The organism is Sciscionella sediminilitoris (assembly GCF_000737195.2).
Lineage (GTDB): Bacteria > Actinomycetota > Actinomycetes > Mycobacteriales > Pseudonocardiaceae > Sciscionella > Sciscionella sediminilitoris.
In genome coordinates this window covers 16,913-34,016 of sequence record NZ_JALM01000048.1, presented here as the reverse complement: position 1 = coordinate 34,016, position 17,104 = coordinate 16,913, and the positions used below count along the sequence as shown (strand labels likewise).

The following is a 17,104-nucleotide window of genomic DNA, read 5'->3' as shown; positions in this document are numbered from 1 at the left end:
CTGCCTTCCCGTGACTTCCCCGGCAGGATCGAGTTCGTCGAACGGCGTGGCCGGGCGTGTCCGTGGTCTCGTCAAGGCGATGCCCGGAGTGCAGCGGGATTTCGCCAAGGCGATCGGCCTCGACGAGTCGAAGCTGTCCAAGGCGCTCGTCGGCAAGCGGCAGTTCGCCGCACACGAACTGGTGCGGATCGCCGAGCACTGCGGAGTGACGGTCAACTGGTTGCTCAATGGGAGCGACGAGGCGAAAACGGTGGCCGCGGTACCGGCGATCCTGGCGCGCGCGGACACCAAGGAGGAGCCACGGCGGCGGATCCTGGAAAAGGCCTGGGAGCTCATCGCCGTGCGCGGGTACCACAAGGTCCGGATCGCGGACATCGCGAAGGCCTGTGGCACGAGCACGGCACGGATCCACTACTACTTCCCGACCAAGGACGATGTGCTCAACGATGCCTTGCGGCGCAACGTGAAACTCGCGTTCGACCGCCAGGTCGCCGAGCTGCACGCCATCGAGTGCGCGGACGAACGGCTGTACCGGCTGGTCGAGCTGCAGCTGCCGCTCGAGGGCCTGCTGCACGCGGAATGGTCGGTGTGGTTGCAGGTGTGGAACGAGAGCGCCCTCAACCCGGCACTGCGTTCGCTGTACTGGGACTCCTACGACCGGCGCTACCGCACCATCGCGATGACCATCCGGAGCGGCCAGGAGCAAGGGCTGTTCCGCTCCGGTGACCCGGACCGGTTGGCCACCGCGCTGACCGCGCTGATCGACGGGCTCGGCGTGCAGGTGCTCACCGGGCACCCGAACAGTTCCGTCGAGGCGATGCGCAGCCAGCTGCGGGAGTACATCGAGCACAACATCCTCGGCGGCCCCGAGGAGAAAGGTAAGGAATGAGCGAGCTCGCGAGCGAATCATCAATACAGCGTTTCCGTGAAGCGCCGAGCTCCCGAAGGGAAGGAGTGCGATGAGCAGCACCATCATCACCTGCGCGGTGACCGGAGCGGGCGATACGGTCGGCAAGAGCGACCGGGTACCGGTCACCCCGCGCCAGATCGCGGATTCGGCGATCGAGGCGGCCAATGCGGGCGCGGCGGTCGTGCACATTCACGTTCGCGACATCGAGACCGGGCAGGGCAGCAGGGATGTCGCGCTGTACCGCGAAACCGCCCGCCTGGTGCGGGAAAGCGGCGTGGACGTGGTGCTCAACCTGACCGCGGGCATGGGCGGGGACCTGTTCATCGACGCGGAGGACCCGCTCAAGCCGGTCGACGGCACCGATCTGGTCAACGGACTGCAGCGGCTGCCGCACGTGGAGGAACTGCTTCCGGACATCTGCACCATCGACTGCGGTTCGCTGAACTTCGGCGAGGGCAGCCAGCTCTACATCTCCACCCCGGACATGCTCCGCGCCGGTGCCGCGCGCATCCAGGAACTCGGCGTGAAGCCCGAGATGGAGATCTTCGACACCGGCCAGCTCTGGTTCGCCAAGCAGATGGTGGCCGAGGGGCTGATCGATCCGCCGCCGCTTTTCCAGCTGTGCATGGGGATTCCGTATGGCGCACCCGCGGAACCCGCACTGCTGCAGACCATGGTCGAGCTCCTTCCGGAGAACGCGCAGTGGGCCTCGTTCGCGATCGGGCGCAACCAGATGCGCTGGGTCGCCCAGTCGGTGCTGCTCGGCGGGCACGTGCGGGTCGGTCTCGAGGACAACCTGTACCTGTCCAAGGGAGTCAAGGCGAGCAACGGACAGCTCGTGGAGCGCGCCGTGGAGATCGTCGAGGACCTCGGCGCCACCGTGGCCACCGCGGCGGAAGCACGCGAACAGCTCGGACTGAAGGGAACCAATCGTGGCTGAACCGCAGCAGGCGCGCACCATCGCGTGCATCGGGGCCGGGGTGATCGGTGGCGGCTGGGCCGCGCACTTCCTGGCCAAGGGATTCGACGTGCTCGCCTGGGATCCGGGTGAGGGGTCCGAGGAACGCCTGCGGCTGCTCGTGCAGCGCGCCTGGCCCGCGCTGACCGAGCTCGGCCTCGCGGAGGGAGCCTCGCAGGACCGGCTGCGGTTCACCGCGACGCTCGCCGAGGCCGTCGAAGGTGCGGACTTCGTCCAGGAGAGCGGGCCCGAGGAACTCGAGCTGAAGCGGCAGCTGCTCGCCGATATCGACGCGGCCACGCCCGAGGGCATCGTGATCGGTTCCTCCACCTCCGGGTACGGCATGACCGAGATGCAGACCAAGGCGGCGAACCCGGGCAGGCTCGTGGTCGGCCACCCGTTCAACCCGCCGTACCTGATCCCGCTCGTCGAGGTGGTCGGCGGGGAGAAATCCGAGCGCTGGGCCGTGGACTGGGCCTCGGAGTTCTACCGCCAGGTCGGCAAATCCGTGATCACCATGGATCGCGAGCTGCCCGGATTCATCGCGAACCGGCTACAGGAGGCGCTGTGGCGGGAGGCGCTGCACATGGTGGCCAACGGGGAGGCCACGGTCGAGCAGATCGACACCGCGATCACCGAGGGCCCCGGGCTGCGCTGGCCGGTGCAGGGCCCGTGCCTGACCTTCCATCTCGCGGGCGGGGACGGCGGAATGGCCCACATGCTCGACCATTTCGGCCCCTCGCTGAAATCCCCGTGGACCCGGCTGGACGCGCCCGAACTCACCACGGAACTGCGGGACCGGATGGTGGACGGCTGCCTCGAGGAGGCGGACGGGCGGTCGATCGCGGAGCTGATCGCGGAACGCGACCGCGCCGTGATCGCCATGCGGCGAGCGATTGGTGGTGATGCCCGTGGGTAGTCTCGAGTATTCCGCGCGGGTTCGCGAGGAATGGATCGACTACAACGGTCATCTCTCCGAACCGTATTACGTCCTGATCTTCGGCGATGCGACGACGGCCATGATGGACGTCGTCGGCATCGACGCCGAGTACCGGTCCGCGACGGACTCCTCGCTGTACACCGTCGAGGCGCACGTCCGGTACCTGCGCGAGGTCGGCCGGGATGCCGAGGTTCGCGTGCACACCACCGTCCTTTCCGTCTCGGGCAAGAAGCTGCGCCTCTGCCACGAGATGTTCCATGAGAGATCACTGGTCGCCACCGAGGAACTGCTCGCGCTGCACGTGTCGGCGGGCAAGGCGACGGCATTCCCCGAGCACATCGCCGCGCGGCTGGAGTGCCACATCGGAAAGGCCCCTGATTACGCGGGCCGCGCCATCTACACTTAGCTTTTCGGCTCCCCGTCTTTCGATTCTCACCGAGTCGATCGAATTTATTCACCGAATTCATCGAATTCGAACAACAGCCGAATTGTATCCTCGTGTCTCGGACAACTCTCATGAATCCCTCATCGAAATACCACCGGATCGGCCGCCGTGGTTTCCTCGGCCTCGCCGCCGGACTGGCCGCCGTTCCCGTGCTCTCGGGCTGCGGCGGCGCCGCGGATGCCGAGGCCAGCGCGCCGACCGGGCCGCCGAAGCGCGGCGGCACGCTGCGCGTCGGGGTCACCGGTGGCGGTTCCTCGGACACCCTCGATCCGCATATCCCGGCCACCAATCCGGATATCGCCCGCACGATCAATCTCTACGAGGCGCTGCTCTACCGGGACAGCAAGTACCGGTTGCGCCCGCTGGTCGCGGAATCGGTGGTGAGCTCGCCGGACGCGACGGTGTGGACCGCGACCATCCGCAAGGGCATCAAGTTCCACGACGGACGCCCGGTCACGCCCAGGGACGTGGTGGCCACCTTCCGCCGGATCACCGATCCGGACGATCCGAAGACCGGGGCGGCCAGCCTCTCGATGCTGGACTCCGTGGTGCCGACCGGGGACCGTACGGTCGAGTTCCGGCTCTCCCAGGCCACCGCCGGTTTCGACGACTACCTCGGGCAGTACTCGCTCGGGATCGTTCCCGCGGACTTCGACGTCAAGAAACCGATCGGCACCGGGCCGTTCCGGATGGGCACCTTCGACGCCGGCTTGCAGAGCACCTTCCTGCGCAATGAGCACTACTGGGTGCCGGGGCAGCCCTACCTCGACAAGCTGGTGCTCACCAACTTCACCGAGGACGACGCCCGCATCAACGCACTGCTCTCCTCCCAGGTGGACGTGATCGACCAGGTGCCCGTCGCACTGATCGACGTGCTGCGCAGCGATGAACGGATCCGGATCCTCAACTCGCAGACCGGAACCTGGCAGCCGTTCACCATGCGGGTCGACCGTCCGCCGTTCGACGATGTGCGGGTGCGCCAGGCACTGCGGCTGGTGATCGACCGCGAGCAGATGATCAACCAGGTGCTCTCCGGTCAGGGACGGGTGGCCAATGATCTGTACGCGCCCTACGATCCGGCTTACGATTCCACGCTCCCGCAACGACGCCGCGATCTGCGCAAGGTGCGGGAACTGCTCGCCGCCGCCGGTAAGCCGAACCTCGAGGTGGAACTGACCACCGCGCCCATTCAGGCGGGGGCGGTGGAGGCGGCGCAGGTTTTCCAGCGTCAGGCCAAGGACGCCGGGATCACCATCCGGCTGCACAAGGTGGACACCACCACCTTCTTCGGCGAGAACTACAAGAACTGGGATTTCGCCCAGTCGTTCTGGTACACCCGCAATTACCTGCCGCAGGTGAACAACGGGGCGCTGCCGAACTCGCCGATCAACGAAACGCATTTCGCCGATCCGGAGTTCACCGCGATCATCGCGAAGGCGCAGGGCACCGTCGACACGGCGGAGCGAACCAAGCTGCTGCACCAGGCCCAGCGCATCGAGTACGAGCGCGGCGGCGACATCATCTGGGCGTTCCCCAACCAGGTCGACGCCTATCAGGTGTACGTGGCCGGGCTCGTCCCGGACCGCACCGGAATCCCGCTTTCCGGTTACCAGTTCCGTAATGCCTGGCTCGGGCAGGGAGGTGGAGCATGATCCGGATGATCCTGCGCCGCCTGCTGATCAGCGTGCTGGTGCTGCTGGTGGTCTCGATACTCGTGTTCGTGGCGACGCTGCTGCTGCCCGGTGACCCCGCGCGGGCCATTCTCGGTACCCAGGCGACCCCGGAACGCATCGCGGCACTGCAGGAGCACATGCACCTGAACGTGCCGGTGTGGCAACGGTATTTCGACTGGCTCTCCGGCGTGCTCACCGGGGACCTCGGGTTCTCCACCTCCACCCAGGGCTCGGTGAACACCCTGCTCGCCGACCGGATCGGGGCCTCGCTGGTGCTGCTGATCGCCTCGGCGGTGATCAGCGCACCGATCGGGCTGGTGGTCGGCACCTGGAGCGCGATCCGCGCGGGGCGCACCAGTGACCACGTGGTCTCCGGGTTCAGCCTGGTGATCGCCGCCCTGCCGGAGTTCGTGATCGGTGTGGCGCTCGTGGTGCTGTTCTCCACCTCGGTGTTCAAGCTCCTGCCCTCGGTCACGCTTTCCCCGCCGGGCACCCCGGTCTGGGAGCGGCCCGCGCAGCTGGTGCTTCCGGTGCTGACCCTGGTGCTCGTGGTGACCCCGTACATCGTGCGCATGATGCGGGCCACGATGATCGAGGTGCTGGCCAGTGGTTCGGTGGAAATGGCGCGGCTGAAGGGAATCCCGGAGCGGATCGTGCTGTTCCGGCACGCCCTGCCGCAGGCGATCGGGCCGGTGGCGCAGGTGATCGCGATCCAGCTGGCCTGGCTGGCCGGCGGGGTGGTCGTGGTCGAGTTCCTGTTCCGCTATCCGGGGATCGGCGCGGCACTGATCGACGCGGTGAACAACCGGGATGTCCAGGTGGTGCAGGCCATCACGCTGCTGATCGCCGGGGTCTACGTGGTGGTGAACCTGCTGGCCGATGTGGTCGGCATCGTCACCAATCCGCGGCTGCGTTCGGAGGTGGCGAAATGAGCGGCGGACTGCTGCGGCGCGCGCTCGGGCTGCGCCAGGCCAAGATCGGGCTCACCCTCACCGGACTCGTCGTGGTGCTCGCGGTGGCTGGTGCCCTTTTCGGCAGCGCGATCACCGGGTACCAGCCCGATGACTTCTCCGGAAAACCGTTCCACGCCAACGGAATGGCGGGAACCGACGGGGTCGGCCGGGATGTGCTGACCCGGTTCCTGGAAGGCGGGCTCGAGCTGCTCGGCTACGGCCTGGCCGCCACCGCGATCGGGGTGTTGCTCGGTGCGGTGCTCGGCATGCTCGCCGGGTACACCGGCGGCTGGCTGGACGGGCTGATCATGCGCGGCTCGGATGTGCTCCTTTCCATCCCGCAACTGGTGTTCGCCCTGCTGGCGATCGCCATGATCGGGCCGAAGGGCTGGCTGCTGATCCTGGTCATCGGCATCACGCACGCCCCGCGGGTGGCCAGGGTGGCACGCCAGGCCACGGTCGGGGTGATCGGGCAGGACTACATCAAGGCCGCGCAGCTCTACGGCATGCCGCGCAGGCGGATCCTGGTGCGTGAGGTGCTGCCGAACATCACCGGCCCGCTCATGGTCGAGCTCGGGCTACGGCTGACCTACTCGATCGGCTATGTGGCCTCGCTTTCCTTCCTGGGACTGGGAATCCAGCCACCGGCGGCGGACTGGGGCCTGATGATCAACGAGAACCGGATCGCGCTCGTGGTGCAGCCATGGGGCGTGGTGCTCCCGGTGCTCGCCATCGCGGTGCTGACCGTGGGGACCAACCTGATCACCGATTCGCTCGCCGCGGCCGCGGCCCGACGTACGACGGAGGAATCGTGACCGCGCTCGATGTCACCGACCTGCACGTGTCCACTGTGGACGACACGCCGGTGCTGCGCGGCGTCTCGTACTCCATCGAACCGGGGGAGATCCTCGCGCTCGTCGGGGAATCCGGCTCCGGCAAGACCACGGCCGGACTCGCCGCGCTCGGGCACTTCCGTACCGGGCTCAAGGCGGTCTCCGGCTCGGTGCTGGCCCGCTCCTGTGGTGGCGAGCCCTCGGATGTGCTCGCACTGCCGGAAAAACAGCGCAGGGCGCTGCGTGGCAGGGTGATCTCCTACATTCCGCAGGATCCGGCGCTCTCGCTCAACCACAGCCTGCGGATCGGCAAGCAGATCGCCGAGGTGCTCGAGGTGCACGGCTATCCCGGTTCGGTCGAGGACCGGGTGCGCGAGACGCTCACCGAGGTCGGCCTGCCCTCCGATACCGAGTATCAGCGCCGGTACCCGCACCAGCTCTCCGGTGGCCAGCAGCAGCGGGTCGGGATCGCCATGGCGTTCGCCTGGAAACCGAGCGTCGTGGTGCTCGACGAACCGACCACCGGACTGGATGTCACCACCCAGGCGCTGATTCTGGAGACCGTGGCCAAACTCTCCGCCGAACAGGACACCGCCGCCCTCTACATCACCCACGATCTGGCCGTTGTCGCCCAGATCGCGCACCGGGTCGCGGTGATGTACTCCGGTGAGATCGTGGAATCCGGTGCGGCGCAACAGGTCCTGCACGAACCACGGCACTCCTACACCCGGGCCCTGATGGCCGCCGTCCCCGGAATCGAAGGGCCGGAGGACCGCGCCGAACCCGAGGAACCGGACGAGGACGTGGTGCTGCGCGCCGAACGCATCGAAGTGTCCTATGCGGACACCAAGGTGCTGCGCGGGGTGGACCTCGCGGTGCGGCGCGGGGAATCGGTGCTGCTGCTCGGCGAGTCCGGATCGGGCAAGACCACGCTGTCCCGCAGCCTGTGCGGCCTGATCGAGAAGTGCACCGGAACCGTGACCCTGGACGGGAATCCGCTCTCCGCCTCGGCCCGCAAGCGCAGCAGCGCACAGCTGCGCGATGTGCAGTACGTGTTCCAGAGCCCGTTCTCCTCGCTCAATCCGCGCAAGACGATCGCCGAATCGGTCGAGGTTCCGCTGCGCCAGCTCACCGATCTGGACAGGGATCAGCGCCGCAGGCGGGTGGCCGAGGTACTCGAGCAGGTGCGGCTCGACCCCGAGTACGCCGACCGGCTTCCCGGCGGGCTCTCCGGAGGGCAACGCCAGCGCGCCGCGATCGCGCGGGCACTGGCCACCACCCCGAAGGTGCTCGTCTGCGATGAGGTCACCTCGGCACTGGACGTCTCGGTACAGGCCACCATCCTCGAACTGCTCGGCGAACTGCGCACCCAACTGGGCATGTCGATCCTGTTCGTCACGCACAACATCGCGCTCGCCCGGCATGTCGCCGACCGGATCGCGGTGCTGCGCGAGGGGCTCATCGTCGAACAGGGCCCGGTGGACCGGGTGCTCGACGCGCCGGAACACGAGTACACCAGGGAGCTCCTGGCCAACACCCCGAAGCTGTAGTCCTCGCCAGGTCTCGGCGCCTCAGCTCGGGGCGAACAGGCGCGGGCGGGCGGAGAGCAGGAGCACGCCCGGGCCCGGGGTGGCGAGTTCGGCGGCCAGATCGGTGCTGAGCCGGTCGGGTCCGGTGCGGGTGGCGCGGACACTGAAAGAGCGGGCCAGCGCGAGAAAATCCGGCCGGGCGAGATCCACCGCGGGGCCGTGCGCGGCCTCCCGGCCGAACGCGCCGTCGAGGTATTCCCGCAGGATGCCGTACCCGCCGTCGTCCACGATCAGCCAGGTGACGTCCAGCTGGTGCTGTGCCGCCGTGGCCAGCTCCGCGATCCCGTACATCGCGCCGCCGTCCCCGGAGACCGCGAGCACGGGGGAGCCGGTGGCCGCGGCGGCACCGAGCGCTGCGGGGAACGCGTAGCCGAGCCCGCCGGTGCCCTGGGCCGAATGCATCCGTCCCGGCCAGGCCGACCAGGCCCAGTAGGCCAGGATGGTCATGTCCCAGAAGCTCGGCACGTGGTCCCCGGTTCCCTCGCGCACCGCGTCGAGCAACGCCCGCTCGGCTTCGAGGCCCTGACTGTCGAGGCGCTCCCGCACGGCGGCGAGCAGGGCGGTGACCGCCCCCTCGGCGCGTCCGTCCGGGGCGCGTCCGGTGACTGCGGCGGCCAGCCCGGCGAGCGCTTCGCGGGCATCGGCGTGCACCGGCAGCACGGGCAGGTTCGCGGCGAGTTTCCCGGCGTCCGCCTCGATCTGCACGACTGTCCCTTGTGGACGGAGGCTGTGGTAGTTGCTGGACAGTTCGCCGAGCCCGGAACCGGCCACGAGCAGGACATCGGCGGTGGCGAGGAAATCGGTGGTGTGCCGGTCCTCCAGCCAGGAGCCGCAGGAGAGCGGATGCCGTGCGGGGAACACGCCTTTGCCGCCGAAGGTGCTCACCACCGGTGCGCGTAACCGTTCGGCGAGGGCGCGCAGTTCCGGTTCCGCGCAGGCCCGCGCGACCCCGCCACCGGCAAGGATCACCGGGTTGCGGGCGCCGTCGAGCAGCCGGGTTACCTCGTCGAGCGGCCCCGGTTCCGGGGCGGCGGGCCGGATCGGGAGCTCGCGCACCGTGCCGAGATTCGCGGGCGCGAGCAGCACATCCTGGGGGATCTCCACCCAGGTGGGTCCGTAGGGCGGGCTCGCCGCGTCCTGCCAGGCCTGGCGCAGCACGGCGGGAATCTGCTCGGCGCGGTGCACGGTGCGTGCCGATTTCACCACCCCGGCGGCGATGGCGCGCTGATCCGCGAGTTCGTGCAGATAACCGCGGCGCGCCCCGCCGAGCCCGTCGCTGGGGATCTGGCTGGCGACCACGAGCAGCGGAACCGAGGCGGCGAACGCCTCCTGCAGGGCGGGAAGGGCGAGCAGCGCGCCCGGCCCGGTCGAGACGGCCACGGGGGTGACCGGAACCGGATCGTCGCGGCGCAGCCGTACCCGCGCCATGCCGTCCGCCGCGAACCCCGCGTTGTGTTCCATCCGGTAGGTGAGGGTGCGCATTTCGTTGCGGCGCAGGCCTTCGAACAGGCCGAGCGCGTGCTGCCCGGGCAGGCCGTGCACGGTGTCCGCGCCGAGCGCCCGCAGTGATTCGGCGACCAGGTCCCCGCCGATGCGCTCAGCCACGGCCGGCCCGCAGCGCGTAGAGGCCGAGCAGGTCGTAGGCGACGTGTGCGGCGGCGATCGCGGTGATCTCGGCGTGGTCGTAGGCGGGGGCGACCTCGACCACGTCCGCGCCGATGAGCCTGGCCGGGCGGAGACCGCGCAGGATCTCCAGCAGTTCGCGGCTGGTCATCCCACCGGCTTCCGGGGTTCCGGTACCCGGTGCGTGCGCCGGATCCAGGACGTCGATGTCGATCGAGATGTACAGGGGCCGATCGGCGATCCGGTCCAGTAGTGCGGAGACGATCTCGTCCGGGCCTCTGCGGAGTACATCCGCGGAGGTGATGATGCCGAACCCGAGCCGCTGGTCCTCCTCGAGATCCGCCCTGCCGTACAGCGGGCCCCGGGTGCCGACGTGGCAGGCGCTCGCGGTGTCCAGCAGTCCTTCCTCCGCGGCCCTGCGGAACGGGGTGCCGTGCGTGTAGGGCTCGCCGAAGTAGGTGTCCCAGGTGTCCAGGTGCGCGTCGAAGTGCAGCAGGGCGACCGGACCGTGCCGGCGCGCGGCGGCTCGCAGCAGCGGCAGGGCGATCGTGTGGTCCCCGCCGACGGTGACCAGTTTCGTGCCGCGGTCCCCGTATCCGGCGGCGACCCGTTCCAGTTCCTCGATCGCCTCGTGGATGGCGAACGGATTCAGTGCCATGTCCCCGGCATCCGCGACCTGCATCGCCGCGAACGGTGCCACATCGAGTCCGGGGTGGTAGGGGCGGAGCAGTCGGCTTCCCTCGCGCACCGCGGACGGGCCGAACCGGGCCCCGGGGCGGTAGGAAACCCCGGAGTCGAACGGCGCACCGAGGATAGCCACCTCGGCATGATCGACATCCTCGAGCCGGGGCAGCCGGGCGAAGGTGCCGAAGCCGCCGAACCGGGGCATGGCCGCGGGATCGAGGGGACCGGTGGTGCTCATGATGTCGCTCCTTCGTGCATGCGCCGCCGCCATCCGGCGAGGACGTCCCGGTCGGTGCGCCGGGTCGCGAGGCTGACCGTCACATAGGCCAGCAGGCTCACGCCGAGCCCGTAGTAGATCGGTTCGTCGGCGAGTACGCCCTTGACGATCATGGTGACCACGACCGTCGCCGAACCGGCCAGAATTCCGGCGATCGCCCCGGCCGCGGTGGCCCGTGGCCACACCAGGGCGCCGAGAATCGCCACGAGCAGGCCGCCGACGAGCAGGTTGTAGGCGATGTTGAGGGAACCGACCACGCTGCCGATGCTCAGCGCGAGCCCGATCATCAGCACCCCCATGGCCAGGGTGACCATCCGGATACCGGGCACTCGGGTGCGCAGCCGGGGGAGCAGGTCGTTGCTCGCCACGGTGGCGCAGGCCAGCAGTGCCCCGCTGGAGGTGGACATCAGCGCGGAAAGCGCGGCCGCGAGCACCAGTCCGCGCAGCCCGGTCGGCAGCAGGTTCTCCACGAGCACGGCGAAGGCGTCGTCGGCCTTGCCCAGCTTCGGGTAGAGCACATGCCCCGCGGCGCCGATCACCGCACCGGCGATCGCGTACAGCAGGCAGTAGGTGCCCGAGATCAGCCCGCCGGTGGTGGCGACCTTCGGGCTGCGCGCGGTGAACGCCCGCTGCCAGATGTCCTGCCCGATGAGCAGGCCGAGCGCGTAGGTGAGCAGGTAGCTGCCGATGGCCGCGCCGCCGATGCCGACCGGGTCGAGGAACTGTTCGCCGAGCCGCGCGCCGATCCCGCTCAGCCCGCCCGCGCTGGTCAGGGCGATCGGCAGCAGGATCACGAAGATGCCGATCGTCTTGAGGCCGAACTGTACGATGTCGGTGATCGTGATCGACCACATCCCGCCGAGCGTCGAGTACAGCACCACGATCGCCCCGCCGAGCGCGATCGCCGCCGCCGAGGGGAGCGCGAACAGCACCGCGAACACGGTGGCGAAGGACAGCACCGAGGTGACCGCGACCATCAGCGTGTAGGCCCACATCACGATCGCGGTGAGCAGTTCCACCACGTGCCCGTACCGGATCCGCAGCATCTCGGCGACCGTGTACACCCGGAGCCGGACGATGCGCCGCACGAACACCGCGTGCAGCAGGAGCAGCCCGAGCCCGATGGCGATCACCAGCCAGGCACCGGAGATCCCGTACGTATAGCCGAGACCGATGCTGCCGATCGTGGAGGCCCCGCCGAGCACCACCGCGGCCATCGTCCCGGAGTACATCGTGGTGCCGAGCCGCCGCCCGGCCACGATGAAGTCGCTGCGGGTGCGCGCCAGCCTGGTGCCCAGCCAGCCGATGGCGAGCATGCCGAGGATGTACAGCGCGATCACGAGATAGTCGACACCCATGGCTGACCTCCGGCGGTTGCGGCTGGGTTCGAACGGTAGGCCCGCCGGGGACCGCGCGGAATGGGATGATCCGGCCCGTTCGCGGGTTAGCATTGGGCACAATGACCAGTTTCGCCGAAGCCGAGGTCTCGTTGCGCGAGCTGCTCGCCGTTCGCGAACTCGACCTGGAGGTGCGGGCAGCTTCGGCGGATGTGCCGATCCGCGGGGCGCATCCGTGCGAGCTGCCCGATCCACGGCCCTATCTGCTCGGCGGGGAACTGCTGCTCACCGCCGGGGTGGATCTCGTCCCCGAGGCCGGGCCCATGCGGGACTACGTGGCGCGTCTCGTGGCGGCCGGGGTCGGTGCGCTCGGTTTCGGTCTCGAGCCGGTGTTCCATACCGTGCCGGAGGAACTCGAGCGAGCCTGTGCGCGGCAGGGGCTGGCGCTGCTGCTCGTTCCGGGCTCGACCCCGTTCATCGCGGTGTGCCGCGCGGTGGCCGAACTGCAGGCGGACCGGGCCGAGGCCGGGCGGCGCCGGCTCACCGAAGCCCAGCGCGCGCTGAGCACCGCGCTCACCGGGGACCGGCCCCGCGAGGCACTGCTTGCCGTGCTCGCCGAAGCGCTCGGCGGCTGGGTGGTGCTGCTCGACGCGCATGGCGCGGTCCTTGCCGGGCACCGGTTTCCCGATCCGCTTCCCGCGGAGTTGCGCATCCTCGCCGAGCGGACGGGGACCAGTGACATCGCCGCGACCGAGACCGCGGACGGCGTCCGGCTACTGGCTCAGCCGGTGGGCGGACGCAGCCGGGAGGTGCTCGGTGTCGGCCTCGCGCGGCGACCGGACGACAGCGATCGTGCGATCATCGCGGTGGCGCTGGCCCTGCTCGGGGCGAGCGTGCCGCGGAACACCTTCGCCGAGCTTTCCGCGCTCGCCACCCGGGCCCTGCTCGGTGAGCCCGCCGAGCTCGCCGCCCTGTTCGGTACCGATGGCCCGTACCGGATCGTGCGCGGGGCGGCCAGCACACCCGAACCGCGCCCGGTCGAGCTCGACACCCCGTTGTGCGCTGTGCACGGGGGCGAATTCCTCGCGGTGCTCGATCGCGATGTGGCTGCCGCGGAACTGGCCGCGCTGCACCGGGGCGGGTGGCTGGCCGTGACCAGTGAGGCGAGCGGGGCCGGGCAGCTCGCCGAGGCGGCACGGCGGACCCGGGCCTTGCTGCGCAGGGCACGCGCCCTGGGCAGGCCGGTGCACGCCGAGGAGATGGCGGCGGCAGGTGTGCGTGGCCTCGTTTCCCCGGACCAGGCGCATCGTTTCGCCGAGGACTGGTTGCGCCCGCTCGCCGGGACCGATCTGGAGGCGAGCTTGCGTGTCTGGCTGGCCAATCACGGCAACTGGGAGGCCACCGCGGCGCAGCTCGGCGTGCATCGCAACACGCTGCGGCACCGGATCGAACGGGTGCGGCGGTTGCTCGGTGTCGATCTCGCGGATGCGGAGGTGCGTATGCAGTTGTGGTTCGCGCTCGGCTGGGACGAGCTGGACGGCTAGCGCGCGGTCGGCGGGGCGCCGATTCGCTGTTCGAGCAGTTCGGCCAGCCGCAGTGTGCTGCGGTCTTCGAACATCGGGCCGATGAGCTGCACTCCCACCGGCAGCCCTTCGGGGGAGCGCCCTGTCGGTATCGCCGTCGCGGGAAGGCCGGGCATGGTGGCCAGTCCGGCCCAGACGAGCTGGTCGAAGTACGGGTACTCGTCTCCGTCGATGTCGAGCCGACGCTGCATGGGGTCGGGATTGTGGTCGTGCGGGAACGCGGGGGTCGGCGTGATCGGGCACAGCACGGCATCGAACTCGGTGAACAGCTGACGCCAGCCGTGGCGGTGGATCTCGCGACGGTTGGTCACCTCGAGCCAATCGCGGTGACTCGACACCATCGCGCGCAGCCGTGTGGCATCGAGGCTGTGGTCGTTCGCGCTCAGTCCGGCTGCACGATCGCGGAGCTGCTCGTACTCTTCGATGGGAAAGCGTGCCACGGAGCCGGAAACCAGCAACCGCATGTACAGCGACGCGGCTTCGGTCAGATCGGGAAGCAGCGGACTGTGCCGTTCGACGCGGGCACCTTCGGCGGCGAGCGCGTCGGCCACCCGGTTCACTCCCGCCCGGACCGCGGCCCCGGTCGGGAGGAGCGGGTGATCCTCGAGGACCAGGACCCGGAAGTCACCGAGTGTTTCGTGGCGCGCGGGCGGCAGTGTCACTTGATGGGCGAGGCCGAGAGTCAACGGGTCCGGCCCGATCATCACGTCGAGCAGCAGACCGAGGTCAGCGGCGGTGCGCGCCATCGGGCCGACCACGGCGAGGTCGGCCTCGGTCGGCAGGGCCGGTCCGGGTGGCGGGCTCATGCCGCGGATCGCGGCCAGTCCGACGGTCGGTTTGTGCGCGTGGACACCGCAGAAATGTGCCGGGGTGCGTAGCGAACCGGCGAGGTCGGAGCCGATGGACAGCGCGCCGAATCCGCAGGCGAGCGCGGCCGCAGATCCGCCGGAGGAACCACCCGAGGTGCGAGCGGGGTCCCACGGATTGTTGGTGGTGCCGTAGATCTCGTTGAAACTCTGGATGTCCTGCAGCCCCAGGGGAACGTTGGTCTTGCCGAGCACCACCGCGCCCGCGGCTTTCAGCCGGGACACCTGTACCGCATCCTCGGCCGGTTGGAAGTCCCGATGCTGGGGCATGCCCCATGTTGTGGGCATTCCGACCATGTTGTAGGACTCCTTGACCGTCACCGGAATACCCAGCAGCGGCCGATCCTCGCCCCGGGCGCGTGCCTGATCGGCGTTTCGCGCAGCTGTCCGTGCGCGATCGAAGTCGGGCACACAGATGGCGTTGATCGCCCCGTCATCCCGTTCGATCCCGGCGATCGCCGCCTCGGTCAATTCCGCCGAGGACACGTCGCCGGCACGTAGCGCGGCCGCCAGTTCACCGGCCGACCGGAAATTCCATTCCATGACTGCGACGCTAGCGGCCCTGCGCCGAGGTCACAAAATGCCGTTTTCCGCAATGGAACGGCCGGTATTCGGGTGGGGTGAATTCTGGTTTGCCGTTGTGGATTCGGACCTTCCACGCTGTGTTGTGGATCAGAGTGTGGTCAAGCATTACATTAGCAACAGTCATGAGCTGGTCTGTTATCACTAACGGTTCAGCGCAGTCTAGAGGCTGTGTGTTGCTTGACCAGAGGTCGCTACGTGAGGCCGCGTACCTGGTATCGGGCGTTGGCAAGGTTGATGTGACCGGGGCGTGCGCCGGTCACATCAACCCGGACGGGATGCGCTTCGGCGGGTCGGCCGGTTGGCAGCCATCCACGGCCGGGGGTGGCGAGGATCAGGGTGTGGGCTTGTCGTCCCAGAAATGCCAGCTTGTCACTGCGGTGCAGCTCGCCTTGCCAGACTGTGAGTCCAAGGGTTTCATCGAGGGCACGCGCGGCCTGGGGCTTGTCGGGAGTGACCAGTCCGATTTCCGAGACGCCAACGAGTTCGTCAGCGGAGAATGCAGCGTCGGGTGTCGCTGACTCGGCGATCCCACGGTGTGCGATCAGCTCGACAATGTTGCCAGCGGGGTCGTGAAAGTAGCAGGCCTGAGCGTTCAATGACGCGAAGTCGATCACCGTATTCTGGGAGTCAATTTCGGCAAGGATTTCGACTCGATCGGCTAGCCATGAGTACGCTGCGGCGAATCGGTTTCCAGGCACGAGGAAAGCGAAGTGATAGAATGGATCTCGCTCTGCGGTGACTGGGTGGAAAATGATGGTGCCGTGGCCGATCTGTAGTCGTAGCCGAGAATCATCGTATACGACCGGAATGTGTAGTTGTGTCCGATAGAACGTTTCGAGGTCTTCAAGTAGAACTTCGGGGGCCGCGAGCTCGACCTTGTCAATCTTCATGCCTGCCATCGCTGACACCATCCAGATTCTGTACGGTCGCTGACCCTATGAAGCTAGGACTTCGACCACGGTCGAGGTCAACAAGGTCACGCACATACGCTTGTGTTGATTCAGAGGAAATAGGCGCGGTGCAGGGACGCGTTATGGCGCTGTTGGTCCTTCCGGCGCCGAGCTCATGAGTTCTGGATTGTCACGATGGCTTGTTCGTGGAGTACGTCGAGTTGTTCAGCGAACGCGTCTGGGGTGGCGGGGAGGCAGAATAGGTAGCGGTCGCCGTGGTGGTTGGTGTGCAGGGTGTTGAGCCAGGTGCCGTGGTTTCCGGTGACCACACCGAGGGCGGTGGGTGATTCGCGGACACGGCCGCTGCGGTCGCGGGTTTGTACGAAGACTTCGCCGCCGCCGTCGCGGCTGGTGACGAGGGTGTGGATGAGGTCTAGGTCGTCTTCGGTGCGGGTGTAGTTGTTGTCCACGAAAATGTCCCCGATCGCGGGTTCGGGCACGGGTTTGTCGAGTGGGTACCAGATGGGGGCGAACTCGGCCGGTTCTCCGAGCGGTAGTTCCGCGTCCAGTGCCTTGATCAGCCCGTCGGGGTTGATTTGGCGAATGTAGATCCCGCCTTTTGCGTAGGCGGCGAGCACGGCCTCAGGGCCGCGTCGGGCCGCTATCGCGTTCCACTGCTCGCCGCCGACAGCGAACCACCCGAAATAGGCCAGCTCGGGCTGACACAGCGCCTCCAGTGTGACTGTCACGTCCCGGTCAAGGCGCCCGTTGGGTTCGAGTAGCCCGGCTTTGTCCAGGGTTTCCAGGGAGGCACGCGTCGCCGCGCGGTCCTCCCCGGTGTCGCGCCATACGGGTGTGCCGCGTAGCACGCGGGGCAGTTCACCGACACCGAAGTGCGCGACCGCGCGTTCAAGGTCAGCACCGACGCACAGTAGTTCCCCTGTGGGAAGCACGATCG

General features: G+C 68.4%; 15 protein-coding genes. 9 read left to right on the top strand and 6 right to left on the bottom strand.

Annotated elements, in window-relative coordinates:
- Positions 1 to 79 precede the first annotated feature (79 nt).
- The 8 genes from AD72_RS20215 to AD72_RS20180 all read left to right on the top strand — a co-directional run bounded on the left by AD72_RS20215 (position 80) and on the right by AD72_RS20180 (position 8,262).
- Positions 80 to 889, top strand: coding sequence for a TetR/AcrR family transcriptional regulator (locus AD72_RS20215; protein WP_051898815.1), 810 nt, complete (start codon positions 80 to 82; stop codon positions 887 to 889).
- Between the two features lie 70 nt (positions 890 to 959).
- Positions 960 to 1,850 carry a beta-keto acid cleavage family enzyme gene (locus AD72_RS20210; protein ID WP_031468099.1) on the top strand — a complete coding sequence of 297 codons (891 nt, stop codon included), beginning with the start codon at positions 960 to 962 and terminating at the stop codon, positions 1,848 to 1,850.
- Positions 1,843 to 2,787, top strand: coding sequence for a 3-hydroxyacyl-CoA dehydrogenase NAD-binding domain-containing protein (locus tag AD72_RS20205; RefSeq protein WP_031468098.1), 945 nt, complete (start codon positions 1,843 to 1,845; stop codon positions 2,785 to 2,787). Before AD72_RS20210 ends, AD72_RS20205 begins: the two co-directional genes overlap by 8 nt.
- On the top strand, positions 2,774 to 3,214 hold the full coding sequence (locus AD72_RS20200) for a thioesterase family protein (protein WP_031468097.1): 441 nt from the start codon (positions 2,774 to 2,776) through the stop codon (positions 3,212 to 3,214). Before AD72_RS20205 ends, AD72_RS20200 begins: the two co-directional genes overlap by 14 nt.
- A 110-nt stretch (positions 3,215 to 3,324) precedes the next feature.
- A complete protein-coding gene (locus AD72_RS20195) occupies positions 3,325 to 4,905 on the top strand; it encodes an ABC transporter substrate-binding protein (protein WP_031468096.1) in 1,581 nt (526 codons plus the stop codon).
- Positions 4,902 to 5,858 carry an ABC transporter permease gene (locus AD72_RS20190; protein ID WP_031468095.1) on the top strand — a complete coding sequence of 319 codons (957 nt, stop codon included), beginning with the start codon at positions 4,902 to 4,904 and terminating at the stop codon, positions 5,856 to 5,858. The genes AD72_RS20195 and AD72_RS20190 overlap by 4 nt, the downstream gene beginning before the upstream one ends.
- Positions 5,855 to 6,694 (top strand): ABC transporter permease, encoded by an 840-nt coding sequence (locus AD72_RS20185; RefSeq protein ID WP_031468094.1) that lies wholly within the window; start codon positions 5,855 to 5,857, stop codon positions 6,692 to 6,694. Before AD72_RS20190 ends, AD72_RS20185 begins: the two co-directional genes overlap by 4 nt.
- Entirely contained in the window at positions 6,691 to 8,262 is a 1,572-nt protein-coding gene (locus AD72_RS20180) for a dipeptide ABC transporter ATP-binding protein (RefSeq protein WP_031468093.1), read from the top strand. The genes AD72_RS20185 and AD72_RS20180 overlap by 4 nt, the downstream gene beginning before the upstream one ends.
- Before the next feature lie 21 nt (positions 8,263 to 8,283).
- Here AD72_RS20180 and AD72_RS20175 read toward each other — a convergent pair whose 3' ends face one another.
- From AD72_RS20175 to AD72_RS20165, 3 genes are read right to left on the bottom strand one after another with little or no spacing between them, the layout of a single operon-like run.
- Positions 8,284 to 9,906, bottom strand: coding sequence for a thiamine pyrophosphate-binding protein (locus tag AD72_RS20175; RefSeq protein ID WP_031468092.1), 1,623 nt, complete (start codon positions 9,904 to 9,906; stop codon positions 8,284 to 8,286).
- Entirely contained in the window at positions 9,899 to 10,846 is a 948-nt protein-coding gene (gene speB / locus AD72_RS20170) for an agmatinase (RefSeq protein WP_031468091.1), read from the bottom strand. Before speB ends, AD72_RS20175 begins: the two co-directional genes overlap by 8 nt.
- Complete coding sequence (locus AD72_RS20165) at positions 10,843 to 12,243, bottom strand: sodium:solute symporter family transporter (RefSeq protein WP_031468090.1); 1,401 nt, start codon at positions 12,241 to 12,243, stop codon at positions 10,843 to 10,845. Before AD72_RS20165 ends, speB begins: the two co-directional genes overlap by 4 nt.
- A 101-nt stretch (positions 12,244 to 12,344) precedes the next feature.
- Between AD72_RS20165 and AD72_RS20160 the strand changes: the two genes are divergently transcribed.
- The gene (locus AD72_RS20160; RefSeq protein ID WP_031468089.1) at positions 12,345 to 13,766 is read left to right on the top strand and encodes a PucR family transcriptional regulator; all 1,422 of its coding nucleotides are present in this window, start codon (positions 12,345 to 12,347) and stop codon (positions 13,764 to 13,766) included.
- Here the strand turns inward: AD72_RS20160 and AD72_RS20155 are convergent.
- The 3 genes from AD72_RS20155 to AD72_RS20145 all read right to left on the bottom strand — a co-directional run bounded on the left by AD72_RS20155 (position 13,763) and on the right by AD72_RS20145 (position 17,099).
- The gene (locus tag AD72_RS20155) at positions 13,763 to 15,214 is read right to left on the bottom strand and encodes an amidase (RefSeq protein WP_031468088.1); all 1,452 of its coding nucleotides are present in this window, start codon (positions 15,212 to 15,214) and stop codon (positions 13,763 to 13,765) included. The genes AD72_RS20160 and AD72_RS20155 overlap by 4 nt on opposite strands.
- Before the next feature lie 233 nt (positions 15,215 to 15,447).
- Positions 15,448 to 16,155, bottom strand: a complete 708-nt coding sequence (locus tag AD72_RS36710) for a VOC family protein (RefSeq protein WP_156365288.1) — start codon at positions 16,153 to 16,155, stop codon at positions 15,448 to 15,450.
- A gap of 164 nt (positions 16,156 to 16,319) precedes the next feature.
- Positions 16,320 to 17,099, bottom strand: coding sequence for an ESX secretion-associated protein EspG (locus tag AD72_RS20145; RefSeq protein ID WP_031468086.1), 780 nt, complete (start codon positions 17,097 to 17,099; stop codon positions 16,320 to 16,322).
- Positions 17,100 to 17,104: the final 5 nt, after the last annotated feature.

Excerpts from the sequence above, each read along its gene's own strand:
- AD72_RS20195 (WP_031468096.1), top strand. The coding sequence starts at position 3,325 with ATGAATCCCTCATCGAAATACCACCGGATCGGCCGCCGTGGTTTCCTC.
- AD72_RS20190 (WP_031468095.1), top strand. The coding sequence starts at position 4,902 with ATGATCCGGATGATCCTGCGCCGCCTGCTGATCAGCGTGCTGGTGCTG.
- AD72_RS36710 (WP_156365288.1), bottom strand. The coding sequence starts at position 16,155 with ATGGCAGGCATGAAGATTGACAAGGTCGAGCTCGCGGCCCCCGAAGTT.
- AD72_RS20210 (WP_031468099.1), top strand. The coding sequence starts at position 960 with ATGAGCAGCACCATCATCACCTGCGCGGTGACCGGAGCGGGCGATACG.
- AD72_RS20155 (WP_031468088.1), bottom strand. The coding sequence starts at position 15,214 with ATGGAATGGAATTTCCGGTCGGCCGGTGAACTGGCGGCCGCGCTACGT.
- speB (WP_031468091.1), bottom strand. The coding sequence starts at position 10,846 with ATGAGCACCACCGGTCCCCTCGATCCCGCGGCCATGCCCCGGTTCGGC.
- AD72_RS20185 (WP_031468094.1), top strand. The coding sequence starts at position 5,855 with ATGAGCGGCGGACTGCTGCGGCGCGCGCTCGGGCTGCGCCAGGCCAAG.
- AD72_RS20165 (WP_031468090.1), bottom strand. The coding sequence starts at position 12,243 with ATGGGTGTCGACTATCTCGTGATCGCGCTGTACATCCTCGGCATGCTC.
- AD72_RS20160 (WP_031468089.1), top strand. The coding sequence starts at position 12,345 with ATGACCAGTTTCGCCGAAGCCGAGGTCTCGTTGCGCGAGCTGCTCGCC.
- AD72_RS20215 (WP_051898815.1), top strand. The coding sequence starts at position 80 with ATGCCCGGAGTGCAGCGGGATTTCGCCAAGGCGATCGGCCTCGACGAG.
- AD72_RS20200 (WP_031468097.1), top strand. The coding sequence starts at position 2,774 with ATGCCCGTGGGTAGTCTCGAGTATTCCGCGCGGGTTCGCGAGGAATGG.